The following is a 22,689-nucleotide window of genomic DNA, read 5'->3' as shown; positions in this document are numbered from 1 at the left end:
TATCTCTAGGCTAAAGCGGCTGCTTTTCTTCTGCTAAGAGAAGCGTTTTGTGATATAATATTTAAGTCAAAAATATTTTTACCCAAGAAGAGGATGCAGGTGCATTCGTGAAATGTTATGGAGGCTAACTACTGATGACCGATACAATGCAAGGACTCAATAAAGAGCAGCTTGATGCAGTACAGACTATTAACGGACCGATGCTGATTCTGGCGGGTGCAGGCAGCGGCAAGACGAAGGTGCTTACCTGCCGTATTGCGCATCTGCTGCAGCAGGGCGTGCGTCCCTATCGCATTTTGGCGATTACCTTTACCAATAAAGCCGCCGCGGAAATGCGCGAGCGCGTGGACCGTATGGCAGGCGCTGCGGCCAGAGATGTGTGGCTGTTTACCTTCCATGCCTTCTGCGCCCGTCTTTTGCGCTATGAGCTGGAAAATCTCAACGGCTATGCCAATAATTTTGCTATTTACGATACAAGCGACAGCAAAAACCTGATTAAGCAGGTGCTGAAGGAAATGAACCTTGATGAAAAGCGTTTCCCGCTGCCGGCGATTATCAGCCATATCAGCAATGCGAAAAATGCTTTGCTGCTGCCCGATGCCTATGCTCGTGAGGCCTCCGGCTATTATGAGCAGCAGGTGGCAAAAATTTATGATGCTTATCAGAAAAAGCTGCAGGCCAACAATGCCGTAGACTTTGATGATTTACTGCTGCTGGCGCTGCGTCTGCTGCAGGAAAATCCGGCGGTAAGAGAAAAATACCAGCGCAAGTTTGATTATCTGATGGTTGATGAATATCAGGACACCAACCATGCGCAGTACCTGCTGACGAAGCTGTTGGCTGCAGGCCACAGAAACATCTGCGTAGTAGGCGATGCCGACCAGAGCATTTATGGCTGGCGCGGTGCCGATATTCAGAATATCCTTGATTTCGAAAAGGATTATCCCGATGCCAAGCTGGTGAAGCTGGAGCAGAACTACCGCAGTACGCAGGTTATTCTGGATGCCGCCAATGCCGTTATCGACAATAACAGCGGACGCAAGCCGAAAAATTTGTGGACTGCCAACGGCAACGGTTCGGAAATCATTTACTATCAGGCGAACGATGAAAGAGATGAAGCACGTTATGTGATTGAAAATATGCAGAAGCTGCAGCTGAATGAAGGCGCTAAGCTGGGCGATATGGCGGTGCTGTACCGCACTAACGCGCAGTCGCGTGTATTCGAGGAAATGCTGATTAAGAGCGGTATCGCCTATACGATGGTCGGCGGTACGAAGTTCTACGAGCGCAAGGAAATCAAGGATGCGCTGGCTTATCTGCGCTTGCTTTATAATCCGCATGACAGCTTGAGCCTGCTGCGTATTATCAACGTTCCGCGCCGCGGTATCGGTGATGCGACATTGGCACGCTTGCAGGAATATGCCAATGCCAGCGGACAGACGCTGTTTGAGGTAGTGACCAATGCAGCGGATGTCCCCGGTCTTGCGAGCCGTTTTGCCAACAAGCTGGACGAGCTGAGCGAGCTGCTCTTTGAGCTGATGGGCGAGGCTGCCGATGTGCCGGTAAAACAGCTTTTGGATGATGTGCTGCTGAAAACAGGCTATCTGGAGGAGCTGCAAAGCAGCAAGGACCCGCAGGACGAAAGCCGTGTGGAAAACCTGAAGGAAATGCTGAGCGTAACCGAGGAGTTCGCAGTTAAATGCGAGCGTAACGGCGAAGAGCCGACGCTGGAAAACTTCCTGTCTGACGTAGCGCTGGTTGCCGATATTGATGATGCGGAGCTGGGTGAGGAGGCAGTTACCTTGATGACGCTGCATTCCGCCAAGGGCCTGGAATTCCCCGATGTCTTTTTGGTAGGTATGGAGGAGGGTATCTTCCCGCATTCCCGCACATTGATGAATGATAATGAGATTGAAGAGGAGCGCCGCCTGTGCTATGTAGGCATTACGCGTGCGGAAAAGCATTTGTTCCTGAGCAACGCTAGAACACGCACTATCTACGGCCGCACGCAGTATTACACACCGTCCCGCTTCCTGCAGGAGGTGCCGCGTAATCTGGTGCATGTAATCAAGCGTCCGGTTGTACAGCGCCCGGCGATGACTTCGCAGGTACACAAGCCTACTGCCAAGGAAAACGCCAACTGGTTCGAGCAGCATAAGGCCAGCTTCTTCCCGAGGGAAAGCAGTGCGGCGGCAGGCTGCAGCTTCCATGTCGGCGATAAGGTTATGCATAAGAAGTGGGGCGCAGGCACGATTGTTACCGCTAAGGCTGCGGATGACGGCCAGGAGGTTACGGTTGCGTTTGCCGGCGGTGGTATCCGTAGCCTGCTGACGAAGTATGCTAAGCTGGAAAAGCTGTAAGCAGCGGCTTTCCTGATAAAAATGTTGGAGGATAAAGCAATGGCAGAAATGGATTTATTTGCTGATGAGCGTGCAGCGGATTTGGCTGAGGCCGAAAAGCTGCGCCGCGAAATCCGTCATAACGAATATTTATATTATGTATTGGATGCGCCGGAGATTACGGACGCCGAATATGACCGCATGATGGTGCGCCTGCGTGAGCTGGAGGCGCTCTATCCTGACAGCATTCCGGCCGATTCGCCTACGCAGCGTGTCGGCGGCCGTGCCTCCTCGCAGTTTACCGAGGTGCGCCATCTGGAGCCGTTGCTGAGCCTTGGCAATGTGTTTTCTGCCGAGGAGCTGCGTGCCTTTGACGAACGCGTGCAAGGCGGTCTGCCTGCAGGCAGCAAGGTGGAATACGTTATGGAGCCGAAGATTGACGGTCTGGCCTGCAGCCTGATTTACGAAAACGGTAAGCTGGTGCGTGCCGCTACCCGCGGTGACGGCGTAGTAGGCGAAAATGTTACGGCCAACGTGCGCACCATCCGTAGCATTCCGCTGACACTGAAGGTGCCTGAGGGTGAAGCAGTGCCGGAGCTTTTGGACGTGCGCGGTGAGGTCTATATGCCGCGTCAGGCGTTTATGCGTTTAAACGAGCAGCGCGCGGAGCGCGGCGAGAGCGAATTTGCCAATCCGCGTAATGCGGCGGCAGGCAGCCTGCGTCAGCTGGACCCGCAGGTAACGGCAAGCCGCAGCCTGAGCTTTTTTGCCTATTATCTGGTAGGCGAGGGCGCGCAGCCCAAGCACAGCGAATCACTGGCCTTGCTGGCACGCTACGGCTTTAAGGTGAGCGAAAATTATAAGGTTGTCGAAAATATCGACGAGGCGATTAAATATATCGGCGATTTCAACGAGCTGCGTCAAGGCCTGTCCTACGATACTGACGGCGCTGTTATTAAGGTCAACGATGTTTACCAACAGCGTATTCTGGGCGCTACAGGCAAGGATCCGCGCTGGGCAACGGCCTATAAATATCCGCCGGAGCAGGCGGAAACTACGCTGGAGGATATCGACTGGCGTGTAGGACGCACGGGCGTACTGACACCGACGGCAGTGCTGACACCGGTAAAATTAAGCGGCAGCGTTATTAGCCGTGCTACCCTGCATAACGAGGATTTTATCCGTGCCAAGGATATCCGCATCGGTGACAGGGTTGTTATCAACAAGGCCGGTGAAATTATTCCCGAGGTATTGCGTGTAGTTGCTGAAAAGCGCACCGGTGGCGAAAAAGAGGTGGAAATCCCCAATGTTTGTCCGGAATGCGGCTGGCGTGTGGAGCGTCAGGGCGAGGAGGCAGCTATCCGCTGCACCAATCCGCACTGCCCGGCGCTCGGACGCGAGGGCCTCATTCACTTTGTCAGCCGTGATGCGATGAATATCGACGGCTGCGGTCCTTCTGTTATCAATGCGCTGCTTGATGCGGGCTTAGTACGTGATGCTGCGGATTTGTACAGCCTGCGCAAGGAGGATTTGCTGAAGCTGGAGCGTATGGGCGAAAAGTCTGCTGATAATCTGCTTGCAGCCTTGAGCGAGAGCAAGAAGAACGAGCTGGACAAGCTGCTCTTTGCTTTGGGTATCCGTCATGTGGGTGCCAAGGTAGCGCGTATTCTGGCAACGGAATTCGGCAGCATGGAAAAGCTGCAGCAGGCACAGCCTGAGGAGCTGGCGCAGATTCGTGATATCGGTGATAAGATTGCGGAAAGCGCCGTCACCTGGCTGAACGTGCCGGCGAATATCGACCTGGTGGAGCGCTTGGCGGCAGCAGGACTGACGATGACGTTTACACCGCCTGCCAGTCAGGAGGATAACCCCTTCTTCGGCAAAACGCTTGTCTTTACGGGCACAATGCCTACGCTGGGACGCGCCGAGGCAAAGACGATGGCGCAGGACGTGGGCGCTAAGGTCAGCGGCAGCGTCAGCAAAAAGACGGATTACGTCATTGCGGGCGCGGAGGCCGGCAGTAAGCTGGAAAAGGCACAGCAATTAGGCGTAACGGTTATTGATGAAGCAGAATTTTTACGTTTGCTTAAAGGTGAATAAGGCATAAAAATAGCGTGGCTGCGAGCAGCGGCCACGCTTAATTTTTTAGTGATGATATTCGTTTTTGTGTTCCTTGGCCAAAGCGTCCCAAACAGGCAACTGCAGCCCGGCGATTTCGGAGGTGAACGGAGTACCGTCGTTCTTTTCGAAGTGCTTCCAGGCACGCAATACATATTTAAAGCCGATATATTGCAGCGGTAAGTTGCAGTATACCATGAGGATGTTGGCGAAGTCGCTCAATTCCCAGAGCGCGCCTAAATCCATACCGGCGATGTTGGTGATAACGCCGAAGGAAATAACGATGAGGCACAGCACGCGGATAGCGTTGATGAAGGATGCCTTGCTGGAAATGCGGTTAGCACACATTTCGGTGAAGGACATAAAGCCCAAGAGGCAGGTGAAGGCAAACAGGCCGAAGCAAACGCTTACGAGCAGCGTAACAACACTGTAAAGCATGTCATTGCCGCCGGTAAGAGCACCGCAGGAGGCCAGGAATTTATCGAGCTTGCCCAGCTCAAACCAAGCCTGAGCATCTGTCGTGAGCCACATGCTGCCCATGATAACGACAAAGCCGGTCAGAGTGCAGATAACGATGGTATCAAGGAAAACACCTAAAGCCTGTACGCAGCCCTGTTCGCAGGGGTGAGCAACCTCTGCTGCCGCAGCCGGCATGGTAATAGTACCCTGGCCTGCTTCGTTGGACATCAGGCCGCGCTTAATACCCTGGCTGAGCGCCAGACCGAAGGCACCGCCGAAAACAGCATCAGGCGCAAAGGCCTGCGTGAAAACGGAGCTGAAGAACAGCGGAATGCGGTCGATGTTGCCGACGGTCAAAGCGATGACGGTGAGTACATAAATAACTGCCATAACGGGAACGATGCGGTCGGTAACCTTCGTTACCTTTTTAATACCGCCGAAGCTGATAACAGCGGTGATAACAATAAGCACTGCAAAGGAAATCCAGTAGAGCGAGGAATTGGTGGGGATGTTCACACCGCTGATTTTGCTGGCGATGGCACCCACGGCGGAAATAGTGTTGAAGCCCTGTGCGGGGAAGCACAGCAGCGCATAAACAATGTACAGCATGCTGAGCGCAACGCCGGCAGCGGCGGAATCGTTCAACAATTTGCGTGCGTAAAAAGGCAGGCCGCCGACATATTCGCTATCGCGCTTTTCCTTGAAAATCTGCGAAAGCGTGGATTCGGCGAAGGACGTTGCCATGCCGAAGAAGGCGGAAACCCACATCCAGAACAATGCGCCCGGGCCGCCGATGGAAATTGCGCCGGTTACGCCCAAGATATTTCCGGGGCCGACACGCATAGCGGTGGAAAGCAAAAAGGCTGTGAGTGAGGAAATACCGTTGCGCGTACGGTTGCGCTGCATTAGCACCTTTATAGCGAAGAGAAAGTTGTGTACCTGTACAAAGTGCAGGCGGAAGGTAAAGTAAATACCTGTGCCGACTAATAAAATAATTGCCAGACTAAAGTTTCCCAGAATGGGGATAGAACCGTACCAGTCAAGATTGCAGGGGAAATCCCAGAACAGATTGGAAACAATCTGGATTTTGGCGCAGATGGCGTTAACTGCATCAAATAAAGCTTGCATAAGACCTCTCTCCTATAGCTGTAAATTTATTTTGCCCTTGCGTTAAGGCGCAGCAAAGGCAGCTTCATTATCTATATCTTAACCTTTTTTATATTGCTTGGCAATGGGTGCGGGGAAGTATACAATATATAGCGAAACCTATTTTCTCTGCAAGAAAAACTTTTTGTGTTGATTTCTCATACATAATTTACAGACAAACAGCGCGATTTGTAATATAATATAAAGTTAGATAAGTAACATCTGCTGTCTTTCGCACAGATGTCTATATGTAATTTAGAAATGAGGGAATATGATGAAAGAGTATAATTCCGTATCAGAACCGTTTTTAGCGGATGTGCGCGCCGTAGTAGGTGACGCCAATGTATTTACAGAGCCTGAAAAGCTGGAGCAATATAAAACCGACGAGGAATATGATCCGCGCCGTTTCCGTGTGCCTGAGGCTGTTGTACGTCCTGCCAATGCTGAAGAGATTGCCGCAGTTGTGAAGCTGTGCAATAAGTACAATGTGCCGCTGACTGTCCGCAGCGGCGGTACCAGCCTTGCCGATGGCGCGATTGCTGTCTGCGGCGGTATTGTACTGCTCATGGAGCGCTTGAATAAAATTATTGAAATGAATACCGAAGCGATGTATGTTGTCGCCGAAGCCGGCGTGCGTACAGTTGATATTCAGAAGATGGCCAACGAAGCAGGCTATCTTTACGCAGGCGACCCCTGCAGCGCCGAAAGCTGCCTGATCGGCGGCAACCTGGCAACCAATGCCGGCGGCAGCAAGGCTGTACGCTACGGCGTTACCCGTAATCAGGTTTACAGCCTGGAGATGGTTACCCCGACAGGCGAAATCGTAGAGGTTGGCAGCCGTCTGAAAAAATGCAGCACAGGCTATTGCATGGAGCAGCTGGTAATGGGCAGCGAAGGTACTTTGGGTATCATCACCAAGGTAACTTTGAAGCTGCAGCCGATGCCTCCGTATCGCTTTGACCTGTTGGCGGTTTTTGACGACCCGTTCAAAGCTCTTGACGTAGTGCCGAAGATTATGCAGGCCGGTCTGAATCCGACGAGCATGGAATATATGGATAATTCCTATGTGCGTGCCTGCGCCGATTATATTGAATTTAAGGGCGCACCGCATTATGAGGATGGTATTTATGTTATCATTACGGTAGAAACATTCAGTGAGGATGAGCTGGACATGAAGATGGAACAGCTCGACGAGCTGTGCGAGGCAGCAGGTGCCGTTGAAGTTCTGGAAGCGGATGACCGCATCTGGGCAATGCGCCGCAACTGCCAGGAATCTATCAGCCTTGTAAGCAAGGTTTCCCTGACCGACGATGTTGTTGTGCCTGTAGACCGCATTGCGCCGACCATTAAAGAAATTATGCATATCGGCAGCAAGTATCCCTTCCCGATTCCGGTAAAAATCAACGCGCATATCGGTGACGGCAATCTGCATATCGTTCTCTGCAAATGCGATTTGGATGATGCAACTTGGGAAAAGATTGTGCATGACTTCCATGAAGAGGTTTATGCCTATGCTTACGCTCAGGGCGGCCGCTTAGCCGGTGAGCATGGCATCGGTGCCAAGAAGCTGGCTTATATGGAAGAATTTACACCTGCCGGTGAACTGGAGCTGATGCGCAGAATTAAGCTGGCTTGGGATCCGAATCTTATACTTAACCCCGGCAAAGTCTTCAACGCATAAGCAAGAGCGCATATAAAGCACCATCTGCGTCGGGATGGCTCCTAGGAGTACGTTTAAGTACGCCGTCGTCGCCCTCCCTCGCATCTGATACTTTCTCTGCACTCTTTATAAAAATTAGAAAAAGTAGTGTATTATTGAGAAAATAAAATTCCGGCGCATATAAAGCACCATCTGCGTCGGGATGGTATCTGGGAGTATGTGAAAGTACGTCGTCGTCCTTCCTCGCCTCTGATACCTTTTCGTCAGCCTTTAGAAAAGGTAGTGTATTATGAGCAATTATAATTCTGTAACTCCTGAATTTATTGATGAATTAAAAACGCTGTTGGGCGAAAAATATGTCAAAACCGATGCTGACACGCTCGACCGCTACAAGACGGACGAGGAGGCGGACGAACGCTGCTTCCATCTGCCGGATGTAGTGGTAATTCCCGCCGATGCCGAGGAAATTGCCGGCGTAGTGAAGTTGTGTAATAAGTATCTCATTCCGCTGACCGTGCGCGGCGGCGGTACAGGCATCGTTGACGGCGCTATTGCCGACAAGGGCGGCGTAGTGCTGCTGATGGAACGTCTCAACAAAATTATCGAGCTGAATAAGGAAGGCTTGTACATGGTAGCACAGGCCGGTGTGCGCACGCTGGATATTCAGGCAGCGGCGAAGGCGGAGAATCTGCTTTATGCAGGCGACCCGTCGAGCAGCGACAGCTGCCAGATTGGCGGCAACCTGGCGACGAATGCCGGCGGCATCAAGGCTGTGCGCTACGGTGTAACGCGCAATCAGGTATACGCTGTGCAGATTGTTACGCCCTACGGCGATATTGTTGACTTGGGCTCGCCACTGAAAAAATGCAGCACAGGCTACTGCATGGAGCAACTGGTTATCGGCAGCGAGGGCACGCTGGGTATTATTACACAGGTAACGCTGAAGCTGCAGCCTTTGCCTCCGTATAAAATCGATATGTTGGCGATTTTCCACGATCCGATGGCAGCAATCGGTGTGGTGCCGCAGCTTGTGAAAGCAGGTATTGACCCGACAAGCATCGAATATATGGATAATCCTAATGTGCGGACAACCTCGGAATATCTTGAATTCCCCGGTGCACCGCATGTTGAAGACGGTATTTACGTTATCATTACGATAGAAACCTTCAATGAAGATGAGCTAGATATGAAAATGGAGCAGGCCAGCGATATCTGCGAGGGCGCAGGAGCTGTGGATGTTCTGGAGGCTGATGAGCGTATCTGGTCGATGCGCCGCAACTGTCTGGAATCTGTCAGCCTCATCAGCAAGGTCTGCACGACGGATGACGTTGCTGTGCCTGTTGATGAAATGAGCGATATGATTCAGTACATCATTAAAACTGTGGCGAAATAGCCCTTCCCTCTGCGTATCAACGCGCATATCGGTGACGGAAACCTGCATATCGTTTTGTGCAAGCTGGATTTGTCCGATGAGGAGTGGGAATCCGAACTGAGCCGCTTTACGGAAGAGGTTTATACGTATGCTTATGCGCATGGCGGCCGTCTTTCCGGTGAGCATGGCATTGGCAGCAAGAAGGCACACTTCCTGGAGCGCTTTACTCCGGGCGGTGAGCTGGAGCTGATGAGAAAAATTAAAAAAGCCTGGGATCCGAATAATATCCTGAACCCCGGCAAGGTTTTTAATTTATAAGAAGACCTTTCAATGGTCTTGGAGAAGCTAAAATATGTAGCATAGTAGCTAAGTAGCAAAGGAGAGATTTTAGTATGACAAATTACAATCCCGTAACCGAAGAAGTTTTGGAGGAGCTGCGTAAAGCAGTCGGCGCAGAGCATGTAAAAAATGATGCCGAAACTCTGGAGCGTTACAAAACCGACGAAGAGCCGGACGCTCATTACCACCATCTGCCGGAGGTAGTTGTAGCACCGGGCAGCACCGAAGAGGTTGCTGCTGTTATGAAAATCGCCAATAAATATCTTGTGCCTGTAACTCCGCGCAGTGCAGGTACCAGCGTATCCTGTGGTGCAATCCCTGTTTTCGGCGGCATTGTGCTGCTGATGGAGCGCATGAACAAAATTATTAAGCTCGATGCTGATGCTATGTATATGGAGGTTGAAGCAGGTGCGCTGACCTCTGATATTCAGGCTAAGGCTAATGAAGCAGGCCTGCTGTATGCCGGTGACCCCTGCAGCGCAGACAGCTGCATGATCGGCGGCAATATTGCAACCAACGCCGGCGGCAATAAGGCTGTACGCTACGGCACTACCCGTCATCAGGTTTATTCTATCGAGGTTGTTACTCCGACCGGTGAAATCGCTGAGCTGGGCAACCGCCTGAAAAAATGCAGCACCGGCTACTGCCTCGACCAATTGGTAATGGGCAGTGAGGGTACTCTGGGTATCATCACTAAAGCAACTCTGAAGCTGCTGCCGCTGGCTCCGTATCGTCTGGATATCCTTGCAGTTTTCACCGAGGTACAGAAGGCTGTCGACTTGGTACCTGCGCTGGTTAAGGCCGGCCTGAATCCGACAAGTGTTGAATTTATGGACAACGGCTTTGTACGTGCTGCCAGCGATTATGCAGAACAGCGTCTGCCGCATTACGAGGATGGCAGCTATGTTATCGTTACCGTGGAAACCTTTAACGAGGACGAGCTGGATATGAAGATGGAGCAGCTTGACGAAATCTGTACTGCCTGCGGTGCAACCGACGTTGTTGAAGCAGATGAGCGTGTATGGAAGGTACGCCGCAGCTGTCTGGAAGGCTCCAAGGCTTTGAGCAAGGTATCTACCTCTGATGACCTTGTTGTACCTATCGACAAAATCGCTGTCTGCCTGAACCACCTGATGGAGGTTTCCAAGCAATTTGATTTCGAATGCATGTGCCTGGCTCACGCAGGTGACGGTAACCTGCATTTTAACTGCCTGAAGATGGATATGACCGACGAAGAATGGGAAAAACAGCTCGCAGAGTTCCACAAAATCTGCTACGCATATGTTTACAGCCTGGGTGGCCGTCTTTCCGGCGAGCATGGCATCGGTGCGAAAAAGATTGACGCACTGGCAGCTTATTGCGACCCGGTAGAAATGTCTATCATGAAGACTATTAAACGCGCTATGGACCCGAACAATATCCTGAATCCGGGCAAGCTTATCCGTGCCTGATTCTTTTTGAGCACTGCTGAATAATTTTAATATAGCGTTCGACGTACTCTTATATGCAAGAGTACGTCGCTTTTTTTTTTACAATATTCCTCGCTTACATTATAAATGTTGCCAACTTGATAGAGGCAGAGTTAAATAAATTGCGGAAAATTAAAAAACTATTGCTTGTAAAATACGTATATGTTATAATGCTATCTATATAAATTTAATTAGGAATAATGAATATATATTATGAAAAGGGGAATATGATGATGAATATGACAGAGGAATACAATCGCCTGATAGGCAAGCGTGTAAAAATGCAGCGCATTTCCGCTAAGGTATCTCAGACAGAATTGGCGAAAGAGTTGGGGGTAACTCAGACGCATTTAAGCAATATCGAAAACGGACGCGCGGGTTTGACAATACCAAATCTGATTAAGCTGCATCAGATTTTGGAATGTCCTATCAGTTCTTTTTTTGTTGATATCGAAGGGGAAAAGGAAGCTGATAACAGCAGCGATATAACTCTGGAAAATGTTATGGAGCTGGCAAGACTCCTGAAAAAGGCACGTGCCTGAAACAAAAAGCAAAGTCATTTTATGGCTTTGCTTTTTGTTTTTGCTGTGGCAGTATTTTTAGGAAAGCTGTTTTTTACTCAGGCAGGAATTTCGGGATTCATGGCGAACTATCCATATATTACATATTTTTTAAAGGAGCAATTAGATGAGTACATTCACCAAGGTCCTGTTGGCCACAGATCTGTCCCCGCAGGCTGATAAATTGACCGAGTGTCTGTTTTGCTTATGCCCCGATACGGAAACGGAAGTGGTTTTGGCTCACGTCTTTGATGATGACGATGATGCCGACCCTGACGGTAGCAGCTTTAAAAAAGCGCGCAGCCGATTGGATGGGTATAAAAATGATATAGAGCAGGCAGGCTATGAAGAAATTTCCATTGTAACCCCGGCAGGCGAGCCCTGCGAAACCTTAAGCAGGCTGGCGGAAGAAAACGACGCTGACCTGATGCTGGTAGCATCTCACCGCAAGGGCTTTTTGAAGCGTGCGCTGATGGGCAGCACTACCTATGAGCTGGCACGGGCTACAATGATTCCCCTGCTGATTAATAAGGATGAGGAAGATGAGGTTACAGAAAATCTGCTGGATACTGTGCTGATACCGACCGATTTTTCCCGTAAATCCTTAGAAGCGCTGAACGTTATCCGCAGCCTGCGTGAATATGTAGGTAAGGTATTGTTTGTGCATGTTGTTGAGCACAGCAGAAACAAGCATGATTACAAGGAAAAATACGGCAGTGCCAAAATGTTTTTGCAAGAGCTGGTAGACGAAATGAAAATTTTCGGTATTGAAGCCGATTACCGCATTGCACATGGCGTAGCCTCCAAAAAAATTGCCGCTATCTGTGAGCGTGATAATGTCAGCCTGATTATGATGACTAAAACCGGTGCCGATATGACTAACGGCGATGACTTGGGCAGCACCTCGGAAAACGTAGTCCTGAATTCTGATTGTGCGGTAATGCTGCTGCCTGCAGAAGACAGTGATGAGGAGGATACCTTCTCCTAAACTGCCGCAGAAGAATTTTTTGAGGATTTTATAAAAATTTTTACAAAAAACGCTTGACTTTCATTGAAAATGCCAGTATAATACTACTTGCAGTTATGTTGACTGCGGGTACGTATTGTGCTGGCAAATTGAAAATAGTTTAAAGTTTTCAACCTTGGAGAGATGACCGAGTGGTTGAAGGTGCACGCCTGGAAAGCGTGTGTACGGGAAACCGTACCGAGGGTTCGAATCCCTCTCTCTCCGCCACTTAAAAATCTGCCGCACTGAGCGGCTTTTTTAATAAAATCATATATTTGTTTCTCTGTAGGATCGTAGAGCCGGGTCCTGCGCAATGGGAGCCTGTGAACCAGGTCAGGTCCGGAAGGAAGCAGCCTTAAGCGGATACTTTCATGTGCCGTGGGGAAGCCCGTCTTTGCGGTCCTACAGGGAAATAACGAAGAAAATCCGTCGCATGTGCGACGGATTTTTTTGTGCTGTGCTTATTTGCTGAGCAGCTCGATTTTTTTCATATAGGGAGCAATGATAGTGGCGATGGCCTGAGGGTTTGCTGCCTGCCAGGCGGCAAAGTCCAGTCCGCTTTGGGCGATATGCTTGCCGATTTCCAAAAGCACGAAGGGAATATCCTCGGCGAGCAGTGTGCCGACCTCTTCTCCCAGACGCTCGCTTTCCTGCAGAGAGCAACCGTTGATGTACATGGTGAAGGCTGGGTGTGCTTTACCCTTGATGACCTTAACAGTTCCGCGGAAACCGAGTTCGCCTATTTGGTGAGTACCACAGCTGGAGGGGCAGCCGGAAATATAAATCTGTGGTAGCGCATCGCTGGCGGCGTACTGCGTAGCCATTTCTTCAAAACAGCTTGTCAGCAGGCTTTGAGAATCGCCCATGCCCATCTGGCAGACGGTGGAACCGATGCAGGCCACGCTGCTTGTGAAGGCATTATAGGCTGTGTCCGGCGTGAGCGACATAACCTTTGCTGCTTCGGGAGCAGTGAGGTTGATAATATATACGCTTTGGTCGGGTGCAAGACGCAGCTCGGCGGCTTTAACATTCTGCAGATAATTCGCCAGAGCGAGGAAGCTTTCAATTTTGGGCAGGCCTGCCTGCGGATGATAATTTACGGCATAAAGACCGGGCTGTTTTTGCGAGGTAATGCGGAAGCCGGTGATGAGCTTGAAGTCGCGCTTGGTGATTTTTGTTGCCTCAGGCTGCAAATCAAGACCGCCTTCCTGCAGTGCCTGCAGGAGGCGTTCACTGTAGGCTGCTTTGTAGGCTGCTTCACCGCCTAAAAGCTCAGGCAGATAACGTGTGCGTGCTTTGGCTCTTTGCGTATAGGTACCGCATTCGCGGAAGGTAGCAAGCATTGCCTTGATATGATAGAGAATTTTTTCGGGAGCAACAGCCTCCGCCATTTTTATACCGATGCAGGGAGCAGGGCCCAGACCGCCGGCGCTGTAGACATCAAAATGGCCGTCGGGACGAGCGGCGAAGCCTAAATCGCGCATGGTGGCGTGCGTAAGGTTTTGCGGGGAATTGGAAAAGCCGGTTTTAAATTTGCGCGGCAGCTTGCCGTCGGGAATGGAGGCGACAAGATATTGCGCTGCTGCTTCGGCATAAGGCAGTACGTCAAAATATTCCTCGCGCTCCACACCGCTTAAGGGTGAGCAGAGAACATTACCGGGATAGTCACCGCCGCAGCCGAAGGGAATGATATCCGCGTCCAGGCATTGCTCCAAAATTTCAGCGGCAGCCTCGGCGCTGAGGTCATGCAGCTGGATAGTCTGCCCGGTTGTGAAGTGAATGCGGCTGATGTTATATTTGCGGATCATCTTGGCGATGAAGACCAGCTTTTCCGCAGTGATGCGTCCTGCGCTGCAGCGCAGGCGCAGCATGTTGCTTTTGCCGTCACGTTGGGCAAAGCTGCCGAAGTAGCCGGAAAACTCCTTGTAGGCAATTTTGCCGATTTTTTCGTTATGATAGTCGGCAGTCTGCCCGGCAAATTCCGGCAGCTGCTTGCGCAAAAAGTCCTTGTCAATTTCAGGTATGGTCATTGCTGTAGCCTCCTTTTGATTAGCTGATGATATTATATAATACTTTAGTGCATTAGTAAAATATTTGTTTTAACGGAAGACTGGGACTGCAAAACTTCAATTTACATTTCAGGCTATTTTGAGTATAATAATTATGTATGTAATAAATTCCGGGGAGGTGCAGTGATGGCTTATGTAGCATTATACCGCCAGTGGCGGCCGCAGGATTTTGACGCTCTTGTGGGACAAAAGGCTGTGAAAACAACCTTGAAAAATGCTTTGGCAAGCGGTAAAATTGCTCACGCCTATTTGTTTTCCGGTCCTCGCGGCACCGGTAAGACCAGTATGGCGCGTATTCTGGCCAAGGCCCTGAACTGCGAGCAGGGGCCTACTGCCGAACCCTGCGGACAATGCGGCAACTGTCAGCGCATTGTGCAGGGAACCTCTCTGGATGTAATTGAAATTGACGCTGCGTCCAATACCAGTGTAGATAATATCCGTGACCTGCGGGAGCAGGTAGCCTTTACGCCGGCGGAAAGCCGTTATAAGGTTTATATTATCGACGAGGTGCACATGCTTTCTACCGGTGCTTTCAATGCTTTGCTGAAAACACTGGAGGAGCCGCCGGCACACGCTGTATTTATTTTAGCGACAACGGACCCGCAGAAGGTGCCTGCAACGATTCAGTCGCGCTGCCAGCGCTTTGAATTTCGCAGAGTAACAGTAGACGAGATTGCGGAGCATCTGGCTATGGTTGCGGCAGGCAGCGGTATTGAGGCCGATGCGGACGCGCTTCGCTTAATAGCTATTCAGGCTGAGGGCGGTATGCGTGATGCGCTGAGCCTGTTGGACCAGTGCGGAGTCATGGCTAAGCGTGTTACCGTAGCGACTGTGCGTGAGGTGCTGGGCATCGTAGGACGTGAAGCACTGCATGAGCTGACGGGAGCAATAGGCCGCAGGCAGTTGCCGCAGGCATTGGCTACGTTGAATCTGCTGCTGGAACAGGGCAAGGATGTCAAGCAGGTGCTTACGGAGCTTATTGAATATCTGCGGGCGCTGGTGCTTTATCTGGCAGTTCCTGACTATGAGGAAATTTATCTGACAGATACCAAAGAAGCGTTGGCGGAGCTGGCGCCGTTGTTCGGACGTGATCGTCTGTTGGCGGCGGAGGAGAGGTTGCATGGCGCTATTCAGGAGCTGCGCGGTTCTATGCGTCCGCGTATTACTGCGGAGATGTGCCTTTTGGATTTGTGCCGCGTAGAGGGCAGCACGTTGGCTGCTTTGTCGGCAAGAATAGAACAGCTGGAGCGTCAGCTGGCAGGCGGTGTGATGCCTGTTTATCAGCAGGCTCCGCCGGCACCGGTTGCCGTCGAGCCTGCAGCACAGCCGATTGCTCAGGAAGATTTTGCGGCGGCAGCACAGCAGCAGATTGCACAGCAGACACCTGCGGCAGATCAGATGCAGGCAGTAAAACCTGCTCCGGCTAAAAAGCCTGCAATTAAAGCGCAACCGCAGCCTGCTGCCGATACGTTGGCTGCGGCGGTGAACGCCGTTCCTAAGCCTAAAAGTGCTAAAGTGCAGCAGACAGAGGAATATGCCGGTGATTTTGCCGCAGGTGAGGATTTCTGGAAGCAGGCTCTGGAGATTATGAAGGCCGAAAAGAAGAATTCTATGGTATCCTGTGCTAAAAACGGCAGAGTATTCAGTTTTGCCAACAACATTCTGCAGGTTGCCTTTAAGGCACCCTTTCTTGCGGACAGGATGAACAAGGATGACTATCGCAAAGCCTTCGAGGAGGTTCTGCTGCGTCTGGCAAGGCGCGAAATCAGGCTGGAGGCTGTTATTGAGGGCAAGGCCAAGCTGCCGCAGCCCCCTGTAAAGCAGCAGGAGGTGCAGCAATCGCCGGAAAGCGAAGCGCAAAATCTGCAGGCAGCACAGTTGCCGGAAAACCTGCGCAGGGCTTTTAATGCCTTAGGCGGCAGTGTAACGGATATATCAGACCAATGAAACCTAATTTGAGGCTTTGAAGCCTTGGCTTATGTTTCTGAGAATATATAATATCAATATATGTAAATATCAAGGAGGAATTTAATTATGTTTCCAGGTGGCATGGGTAATATGCAGGCAATGATGAAAAAGGTACAAAAAATGCAGGCTGATATGGCGAAAATGCAGGAGGACCTGAAAAGCCGTACTGTAGAAACGTCTGTCGGCGGCGGTGCCGTAACCGTTGTTGTCAGCGGTAAAAAAGAACTGAAATCCATCAAAATCAATCCGACCGCTGTAGATCCCGAGGATGTAGAAATGCTTGAGGATATGATTCTGACAGCTGTCAATGACGCTATGAAGCAAATTGACGAGCTGACTGAAAAAGAAATGGCTAAGGTTACCGGTGGCATGAAGCTGCCTGGCATGTTCTAAGCTGATGGCAAGAATGATCAGGCCGCTGGCTAATTTATATGAGCAGCTCAGGCGTTTGCCGGGCATCGGCTCAAAAACAGCTATGCGACTGGCCTATCATGTGATTGACATGCCTGCGGAGGATGTGAAGCAGCTGGCGGCGGCCTTAAGCGGTGCCAAGGAGCAGATTCACTACTGCAGCCGCTGCTTTAATCTTACTGACAGCGATGTATGCGAGATTTGCCGTGACAGCTCACGCGACAGCTTTACTATCTGTGTAGTGGAGCAGCCGCAGGATATTGCGGCTATGGAGCGCAGTCATGGCTATCACGGACTGTATCATGTGCTGCACGGTGTGCTTTCGCCGCTCGACGGTATAGGCCCGGAAAAGCTGCGCATCAGAGAGCTTCTCTTGCGCCTGCAGCAGGAATCAGTCAGTGAAATTATTATTGCGACCAACTCGGATGTAGAGGGCGAAGCTACTGCTACCTATCTGGCACAGCTGCTGAAGCCTGTAGGAATAACCGTCAGCCGTATTGCTCATGGCCTGCCGATGGGCGGCGATTTGGAGTATGCTGACGAAATAACCTTGTCTAAAGCGCTGGAAAACAGGCGCACAATGTAGAAAGGACCGGCGTTATTTAATATGGAACTTAATGCTATTTTGACACCGCTTGGTGCCTTCGGACCGATGATTGGCGGCGTACTGCTGCTTTTGATAGTAGTAAAGCTGCTGTCGATGCCGTTTAAGCTGGTGTGGAATGGTCTCTGCGGCGCACTGCTGCTGTGGTTCATTAATTTGGTAGGCTCTTTGGCGGGCTTTACCATGAAGATTACCGTTATCAAGGCTTTGATTGCCGGCTTCTTCGGTGTTCCCGGTGCTCTTGCCGTAGTGCTGTATGAGCTTTTAGTTAAATAAGGTAATTTGCGTTTGCCCCTGCACGTTGCTGCAGGGGTATTTTTATGCGCTTAGACGGGATAGTCGTAAATAATATTGTATACACGGCAATAATACTGTATACAATCGGACTTTTTAATGATAAGTTGCTATAATTGACTTAACAGTTTTTTTACTTAATTATCTGGGGGTTGTAAAAATGAACTTATCTACAAAAATTTTAATCGGCCTTGCGCTTGGTATTATTGCAGGCCTGGAGCTGGGTGCTGAAGGTGCCGGCTTCGCCAAGACCTGGATTGGTCCTCTGGGAACAATTTTCATGAACATGATCAAAATGGTTATCGTACCGCTGGTATTCTCCAGCCTGGTAATCGGTGTCACCAGCTTGGGTGATATCAAAAAGGTAGGCCGTATCGGTGTTAAAACCGTAGCGTTCTATCTGGTAACCACTGCTTTTGCTATCGTTATTGGTTTGGCAATCGGTACCATCATGCAGCCGGGTGTTGGCCTGCATATGGCTGCTGATACCGCTAAGGTTGCTGCTAAGGCTGCACCGCCTATTTCCAAGGTTATCATTGACATTTTCCCGACTAACCCGTTGGAAGCTATGGTTAAAGCTAACATGCTGCAAATCATCGTTTTCTCTCTCTTCGTTGGTGCCGGTATCACCGTTGTCGGTGAAAAGGCTAACGCTCTGAAGCACACCATTGATGGTTTGGCTGAGGTTTCCTACAAAATCGTCGGCATGATCATGGCTGTTGCTCCGATTGGTGTTTTCGGCTTGATTACTCCGGTAGTTGCATCTAACGGTCCTTCCGTACTGCTGCCGCTGCTGAAGGTTGTTATCGCTGTATATCTGGCTTGCCTCCTGCACGCAGTTCTCGTTTACGGCTCTATGATTAAATTCCTGGCAGGCATGAGCTTCATCAAATTCATTAAGGGTATCGCTCCGGCATCCCTGATGGCTTTCAGCTCCTGCTCTTCCGGCGGTACTCTGCCGCTGACCATGAGCTGTGCTCAAAAAATGGGCGCTTCCAAAGAGGTTTCCAGTTTCGTTCTGCCGTTGGGCGCAACCATCAACATGGATGGTACTGCTGCTTACCAGGGTGTATGCGCACTGTTCATTGCTCAGCTGTACGGCATTGACCTCACCGCTTCCCAATACATGACCATTATCGTTACCGGTACTTTGGCTTCTATCGGTACTGCAGGTGTTCCGGGCGCAGGCTTCATCATGTTGACCATGATTCTGACCAGCCTTGGTCTGCCGCTGGAAGGCTCTGCTCTTATCGCAGGTATCGACCGTATCCTGGATATGCCGCGTACCTCTGTTAACATCACCGGCGATGCTGCTGTAACTCTGCTGGTTGACAAGAGCGAAAAAAAGCATGCAGAAGCTGAAGCTCCTCTGTACTAATTAAATCTGTCTTTCCCTTGGCGTCAGCTGCATTAGCGGCTGGCGCTTTCCTTTTGCCGTAAACAGTGTAAATAAAGCATTTTTTAAGGATTGTTACTTGGATTTTACAGCTTAGTTACATTTTGCGGCAGGAAAACACCTGTCTCACGCAGAAATTTATAAATACTATTTTCATTTGCTGACGAAGGTGTTAAAATAAGGTGTTATTATGAATGAGATGGAAAAATTACAGTATGTATTGTTTGAACGTCTGCATCGCCGTGCTCCCGGAATTGACAAGCTGGACCGCTTGTGGGACGCTGCCGTGCTGCTGCCCTTAGTGCGTACTCACGAAGGCATCAGTGTGCTGTTTGAGGAACGGGCACATACGCTACGCAGTCAGCCGGGTGAGGTGTGCTTTCCCGGCGGCAAGTACGAATGTGAGGATAACAGCTTCCGCAATACCGCAGTGCGCGAAACCTGCGAGGAGCTTGGCCTGAAGCCGGAGAATATCACCATCTGCGGTGAGCTGGATTGTCTGGTAACGCATAACGGACCGATTATCCACCCCTTTGTTGGTCTGATTGATGATATCAGTAAGATTACGTACAGCAAAAGCGAGGTAGAGCGCATCTTTACTGTACCCCTAAAGGTGCTTTTGGAGCAAAAGCCAAGGCGTGGCTCCGTGCAGCTGGCAGACCATCCTGGTGATGATTTTCCGTTTGACCTGGTGCCGCAGCGCAAGCGTGGCTGGCGCATGAACAAGTCCTATTATGTGTATTTTTACCTGTATGAGGATAAGGTTATCTGGGGTCTGACCGCACGCATGCTGTATGCTTTCCTGTACCGCAGCCGTAAGGAGCTGACGGAATATCTGGCAGAAGAAATTGATTGAGAGGTTATATAAGGATGAAAAGCATTCTCCAGACAAAAATTTTAATGATTGTAACAGCTATCTGTGTAGTAGGCTATATTGCCTTCGGTTATTTCTTTCCGGAAACGGGATTGGATAATCTTGCGCCGACAGACAGGCTGAATCTGAAAAAGAATATCGTTGTTATGGGTGTTGATGAACGCTCCGACGATGTGGGCCGCAGTGATACGCTTTTTGTCGTAATGTTCGACAGCAGCAACAAAAGCGCTTCCCTGCTTTCGGTACCGCGTGATACACGCGTACGCATTGACGGTCACGGCTGGGATAAGATTAACCATGCCTACGCTTACGGCGGCCGTGAGCTGACACAGAAAACTGTAGAAGAATTGCTGGGTATTAAAATCAACAATTACGTCATGGTTGATTTTAAAGGCTTTACCGGTCTTGTTGATGCTATCGGCGGTATTGATATCGATGTTGAAAAGGATATGTATTATCATGATACCTGGGATGGCTTTACCGTTGACCTGAAAAAGGGCCGTCAGCATCTGGACGGCAAAACAGCCATTCAATATGTACGCTTCCGTGATGAGGAGGGCGATATCGGCCGTATCCGCCGCCAACAGCATTTCCTGATGGCTGTTTACGACAAGATTACCTCTGCTGATATGCTGCTGCATATCCCCGGTCTGGCTAAGCAGCTGACCTCTATGGTGAAGACTGATATGCCTCTTAGCGATATGATGGATTTGGGCAGAGCGCTGCATTCCATGGTTAAGGAAAAGGGCCTGTCTATGGCGATGGTTCCCGGTACTCCGAAGTATATCGACGGTATCAGTTATTGGCTGCCGGATATTACCGACCTGCGTGAGCTGATGGTTAAGATGCAGGGTGCAACCATGACGGAGCACTACAAATCTGCAGCTGAGCTGATGGAAAAGGAATACAACAACGCTGTTGAAAAGGTAGAAAAGGGCGATGACAGCGAGGAAAATAAGGAAGCTGTCAAAGAGGAAAAAGAGCTGAAGGCTAAAAAGGAAGAAAAAGCCAAGGAAGAAGAAGCTAAGCAGTCCGGCAAATCCAAGAAAGCAGGCAAAGATCAAAAATCCGCCGCTTCCGAGGAAGCTTCCTCCGACAGCCGCGGAGTTGTGCGCCTTGTAAACTGCAGTGGCAGCAAAACTGCAGGTGCGGAGGCTGCCGCACGCTTGCGTAATGCCGGCTTTGAGGTTATCAGCGGTGGCAGCGGTGAAATAATTGCCAATACTGTTGTTGTTTCTACAACTAATAACGGTGCTGTTGTCAATCGTCTTTCCAATGTTCCCTTTGCGCATCAGATGCGTATCAGCCGTGACGGTGCTGCCGACTGCGATGGCGTAATTATGCTGGGTGCAGACTTTAAATAAGCTGTAAGCGGCCGCAGGTTTGATACTGCGGGCTATGATAATCAATAATGAAGTTGTCCACGAATCGGAAGGCTTGCCGGAAGTTCGTGGACAATTTAGTCAGCTAACGTAAAAAAATTTACAAAAAACTCTTGCATTTTGTATACAAAGATGGTATACTAAGAGCATCAAAACAGCCCCTCATTTGGCCCTTCTTCGTAAGGGCTTTTTTTTTTGCCATTTTTAGAAATTTAGTATATAATTTTTGAAATATTGTCAGTTAGCTATAGTCAATGTAGCAATAGTTTTCAGAATATGGTACAATATAATATAATATGGGAGAAGAACGGATATAACTTAAATAGAGAATATTCATAACTAACAGGAGGCTTATATGCACGATGAAATACATGTTGTCGTAGATAGTATTTCGGCAGCAGACGAAACAGCTTTGAAGGATGATCCACGTTGCCACATTCTGCGTTTGATTATCCGTCACGGAGATTTGGAATGGCAGGACGGTGACCGTTCTCTGGCAGAATTGTTCGGTATGGTAGACGCAACCGGCAAGCTGCCGATTACTTCTCAGCCGCCTATCGGCGTTGTAATTGAGCTTTTCACCAAGCTTGCTCAGGAAGGCAAAAAAGTAATTATGCTGACAGTAGACAGCGTGCTCAGCGGTACCTACCAGACCGCCTGCGTTGCTGCACGTCAGGTAATGGATGATATAAAGGGCGCGGATATCCGTGTAATCGACAGCAAGACTGCTGCCTGCCCTATCAGCGGTATTGCTATGGAAGTGTTGAAGCATACAGCTGAGGGCATGGATATTGACGAGGCCGAAAAAATGGCGCGTGAGATGGTTGCGCGTACAGAAACATTTTTCAGTGTAAATACATTAGACTATTTGCAAAAGGGTGGACGCATTGGCGCGGTTGGCGCTTTGATAGGAAGTATTTTTGGTATTCGCCCTATTGTGCACTTAGATAAAGAGGGCAAACTGGAAGTTGCGGACAAGTGCCGTACCCGTAAAAAGGTTATGAAGCGCATGGTTGAGATGGCTGCGGAAAAAGCACCCATTGAAGCAATTTTCGTCGCTCATGCAGAGGCTTTGGCAGATGCAGAGGATTTGAAACAGCAGATGCAGGAATTATTCCCGAATGTACCGACTATGCTTACAGGTATCGGCACCGTTTTGGCTGCTCATCTTGGACCCGGTGCTATCGGCTTGTTTGTCCGTCGCAAAGCCTGAAAGGAAAGGT

The 22,689-nt window shown here is 49.9% G+C and carries 16 protein-coding genes, 1 tRNA gene, 1 other RNA gene and 1 pseudogene; 17 read left to right on the top strand and 2 right to left on the bottom strand.

Annotation, left to right across the window (positions count from 1 at the left end):
* Window positions 1–134 precede the first annotated feature (134 nt).
* Together pcrA and ligA are read left to right on the top strand one after the other, a co-directional pair.
* Window positions 135–2,360 carry a DNA helicase PcrA gene (pcrA, locus tag KAH19_RS03660; protein WP_210685138.1) on the top strand — a complete coding sequence of 742 codons (2,226 nt, stop codon included), beginning with the start codon at window positions 135–137 and terminating at the stop codon, window positions 2,358–2,360.
* Window positions 2,361–2,399: 39 nt separating this feature from the next.
* A complete protein-coding gene (gene ligA, locus KAH19_RS03655) occupies window positions 2,400–4,439 on the top strand; it encodes an NAD-dependent DNA ligase LigA (protein WP_210685137.1) in 2,040 nt (679 codons plus the stop codon).
* Window positions 4,440–4,484: 45 nt separating this feature from the next.
* Here ligA and KAH19_RS03650 read toward each other — a convergent pair whose 3' ends face one another.
* A complete protein-coding gene (locus KAH19_RS03650; protein ID WP_210685136.1) occupies window positions 4,485–6,044 on the bottom strand; it encodes a sodium:alanine symporter family protein in 1,560 nt (519 codons plus the stop codon).
* Window positions 6,045–6,336: 292 nt separating this feature from the next.
* Here KAH19_RS03650 and KAH19_RS03645 point away from each other — a divergent pair, with 292 nt between their 5' ends.
* The 7 genes and pseudogenes from KAH19_RS03645 to ffs all read left to right on the top strand — a co-directional run bounded on the left by KAH19_RS03645 (window position 6,337) and on the right by ffs (window position 12,865).
* Window positions 6,337–7,743, top strand: coding sequence for an FAD-binding oxidoreductase (locus tag KAH19_RS03645; RefSeq protein ID WP_040564517.1), 1,407 nt, complete (start codon window positions 6,337–6,339; stop codon window positions 7,741–7,743).
* Between the two features lie 268 nt (window positions 7,744–8,011).
* Window positions 8,012–9,412: pseudogene (locus tag KAH19_RS03640) on the top strand (FAD-binding oxidoreductase).
* Window positions 9,413–9,486: 74 nt separating this feature from the next.
* Window positions 9,487–10,884: an FAD-binding oxidoreductase gene (locus tag KAH19_RS03635; RefSeq protein ID WP_210685135.1), complete on the top strand. Its 1,398-nt coding sequence runs from the start codon at window positions 9,487–9,489 to the stop codon at window positions 10,882–10,884.
* Window positions 10,885–11,129: 245 nt separating this feature from the next.
* Window positions 11,130–11,444: a helix-turn-helix domain-containing protein gene (locus KAH19_RS03630; RefSeq protein ID WP_210685134.1), complete on the top strand. Its 315-nt coding sequence runs from the start codon at window positions 11,130–11,132 to the stop codon at window positions 11,442–11,444.
* Between the two features lie 145 nt (window positions 11,445–11,589).
* A complete protein-coding gene (locus KAH19_RS03625) occupies window positions 11,590–12,450 on the top strand; it encodes a universal stress protein (RefSeq protein WP_009144540.1) in 861 nt (286 codons plus the stop codon).
* 156 nt (window positions 12,451–12,606) lie between these two features.
* Window positions 12,607–12,696 (top strand) — tRNA-Ser (locus KAH19_RS03620).
* 69 nt (window positions 12,697–12,765) lie between these two features.
* Window positions 12,766–12,865, top strand: an RNA gene (ffs, locus tag KAH19_RS03615) — signal recognition particle sRNA small type.
* A 64-nt stretch (window positions 12,866–12,929) separates the two neighbouring features.
* Here the strand turns inward: ffs and KAH19_RS03610 are convergent.
* Window positions 12,930–14,498: a nitrite/sulfite reductase gene (locus KAH19_RS03610; protein ID WP_210685133.1), complete on the bottom strand. Its 1,569-nt coding sequence runs from the start codon at window positions 14,496–14,498 to the stop codon at window positions 12,930–12,932.
* Window positions 14,499–14,663: 165 nt separating this feature from the next.
* On the opposite strand from KAH19_RS03610, the gene dnaX reads away from it, so the two are divergent.
* From dnaX to KAH19_RS03570, 8 genes are all read left to right on the top strand, one after another.
* On the top strand, window positions 14,664–16,484 hold the full coding sequence (gene dnaX / locus KAH19_RS03605) for a DNA polymerase III subunit gamma/tau (RefSeq protein ID WP_210685132.1): 1,821 nt from the start codon (window positions 14,664–14,666) through the stop codon (window positions 16,482–16,484).
* Between the two features lie 87 nt (window positions 16,485–16,571).
* Window positions 16,572–16,898 carry a YbaB/EbfC family nucleoid-associated protein gene (locus KAH19_RS03600; RefSeq protein WP_009144537.1) on the top strand — a complete coding sequence of 109 codons (327 nt, stop codon included), beginning with the start codon at window positions 16,572–16,574 and terminating at the stop codon, window positions 16,896–16,898.
* A 4-nt stretch (window positions 16,899–16,902) separates the two neighbouring features.
* The gene (gene recR, locus KAH19_RS03595) at window positions 16,903–17,502 is read left to right on the top strand and encodes a recombination mediator RecR (RefSeq protein WP_009144536.1); all 600 of its coding nucleotides are present in this window, start codon (window positions 16,903–16,905) and stop codon (window positions 17,500–17,502) included.
* Between the two features lie 21 nt (window positions 17,503–17,523).
* Window positions 17,524–17,796 (top strand): pro-sigmaK processing inhibitor BofA family protein, encoded by a 273-nt coding sequence (locus tag KAH19_RS03590; RefSeq protein WP_210685131.1) that lies wholly within the window; start codon window positions 17,524–17,526, stop codon window positions 17,794–17,796.
* Window positions 17,797–17,974: 178 nt separating this feature from the next.
* Window positions 17,975–19,192 (top strand): dicarboxylate/amino acid:cation symporter, encoded by a 1,218-nt coding sequence (locus KAH19_RS03585; RefSeq protein ID WP_210685130.1) that lies wholly within the window; start codon window positions 17,975–17,977, stop codon window positions 19,190–19,192.
* Between the two features lie 208 nt (window positions 19,193–19,400).
* Entirely contained in the window at window positions 19,401–20,066 is a 666-nt protein-coding gene (locus KAH19_RS03580; protein ID WP_210685129.1) for a CoA pyrophosphatase, read from the top strand.
* Window positions 20,067–20,080: 14 nt separating this feature from the next.
* Window positions 20,081–21,448: an LCP family protein gene (locus tag KAH19_RS03575; RefSeq protein ID WP_210685128.1), complete on the top strand. Its 1,368-nt coding sequence runs from the start codon at window positions 20,081–20,083 to the stop codon at window positions 21,446–21,448.
* 373 nt (window positions 21,449–21,821) lie between these two features.
* Complete coding sequence (locus KAH19_RS03570; RefSeq protein ID WP_210685127.1) at window positions 21,822–22,679, top strand: DegV family protein; 858 nt, start codon at window positions 21,822–21,824, stop codon at window positions 22,677–22,679.
* Window positions 22,680–22,689 lie beyond the last annotated feature (10 nt).

This window comes from Phascolarctobacterium sp. Marseille-Q4147 (genome assembly GCF_017968825.1).
Classification (GTDB): Bacteria; Bacillota; Negativicutes; order Acidaminococcales; family Acidaminococcaceae; genus Phascolarctobacterium_A.
This window is presented reverse-complemented; position numbering and strand designations above follow the sequence as displayed.

Bases quoted from the DNA above. Each gene is read 5' to 3' on its own strand.
- pcrA (WP_210685138.1), top strand. From the start codon at position 135: ATGACCGATACAATGCAAGGACTCAATAAAGAGCAGCTTGATGCAGTA.
- ligA (WP_210685137.1), top strand. From the start codon at position 2,400: ATGGCAGAAATGGATTTATTTGCTGATGAGCGTGCAGCGGATTTGGCT.
- KAH19_RS03650 (WP_210685136.1), bottom strand. From the start codon at position 6,044: ATGCAAGCTTTATTTGATGCAGTTAACGCCATCTGCGCCAAAATCCAG.
- KAH19_RS03645 (WP_040564517.1), top strand. From the start codon at position 6,337: ATGAAAGAGTATAATTCCGTATCAGAACCGTTTTTAGCGGATGTGCGC.
- KAH19_RS03635 (WP_210685135.1), top strand. From the start codon at position 9,487: ATGACAAATTACAATCCCGTAACCGAAGAAGTTTTGGAGGAGCTGCGT.
- KAH19_RS03630 (WP_210685134.1), top strand. From the start codon at position 11,130: ATGATGATGAATATGACAGAGGAATACAATCGCCTGATAGGCAAGCGT.
- KAH19_RS03625 (WP_009144540.1), top strand. From the start codon at position 11,590: ATGAGTACATTCACCAAGGTCCTGTTGGCCACAGATCTGTCCCCGCAG.
- KAH19_RS03610 (WP_210685133.1), bottom strand. From the start codon at position 14,498: ATGACCATACCTGAAATTGACAAGGACTTTTTGCGCAAGCAGCTGCCG.
- dnaX (WP_210685132.1), top strand. From the start codon at position 14,664: ATGGCTTATGTAGCATTATACCGCCAGTGGCGGCCGCAGGATTTTGAC.
- KAH19_RS03600 (WP_009144537.1), top strand. From the start codon at position 16,572: ATGTTTCCAGGTGGCATGGGTAATATGCAGGCAATGATGAAAAAGGTA.
- recR (WP_009144536.1), top strand. From the start codon at position 16,903: ATGGCAAGAATGATCAGGCCGCTGGCTAATTTATATGAGCAGCTCAGG.
- KAH19_RS03590 (WP_210685131.1), top strand. From the start codon at position 17,524: ATGGAACTTAATGCTATTTTGACACCGCTTGGTGCCTTCGGACCGATG.
- KAH19_RS03585 (WP_210685130.1), top strand. From the start codon at position 17,975: ATGAACTTATCTACAAAAATTTTAATCGGCCTTGCGCTTGGTATTATT.
- KAH19_RS03580 (WP_210685129.1), top strand. From the start codon at position 19,401: ATGAATGAGATGGAAAAATTACAGTATGTATTGTTTGAACGTCTGCAT.
- KAH19_RS03575 (WP_210685128.1), top strand. From the start codon at position 20,081: ATGAAAAGCATTCTCCAGACAAAAATTTTAATGATTGTAACAGCTATC.
- KAH19_RS03570 (WP_210685127.1), top strand. From the start codon at position 21,822: ATGCACGATGAAATACATGTTGTCGTAGATAGTATTTCGGCAGCAGAC.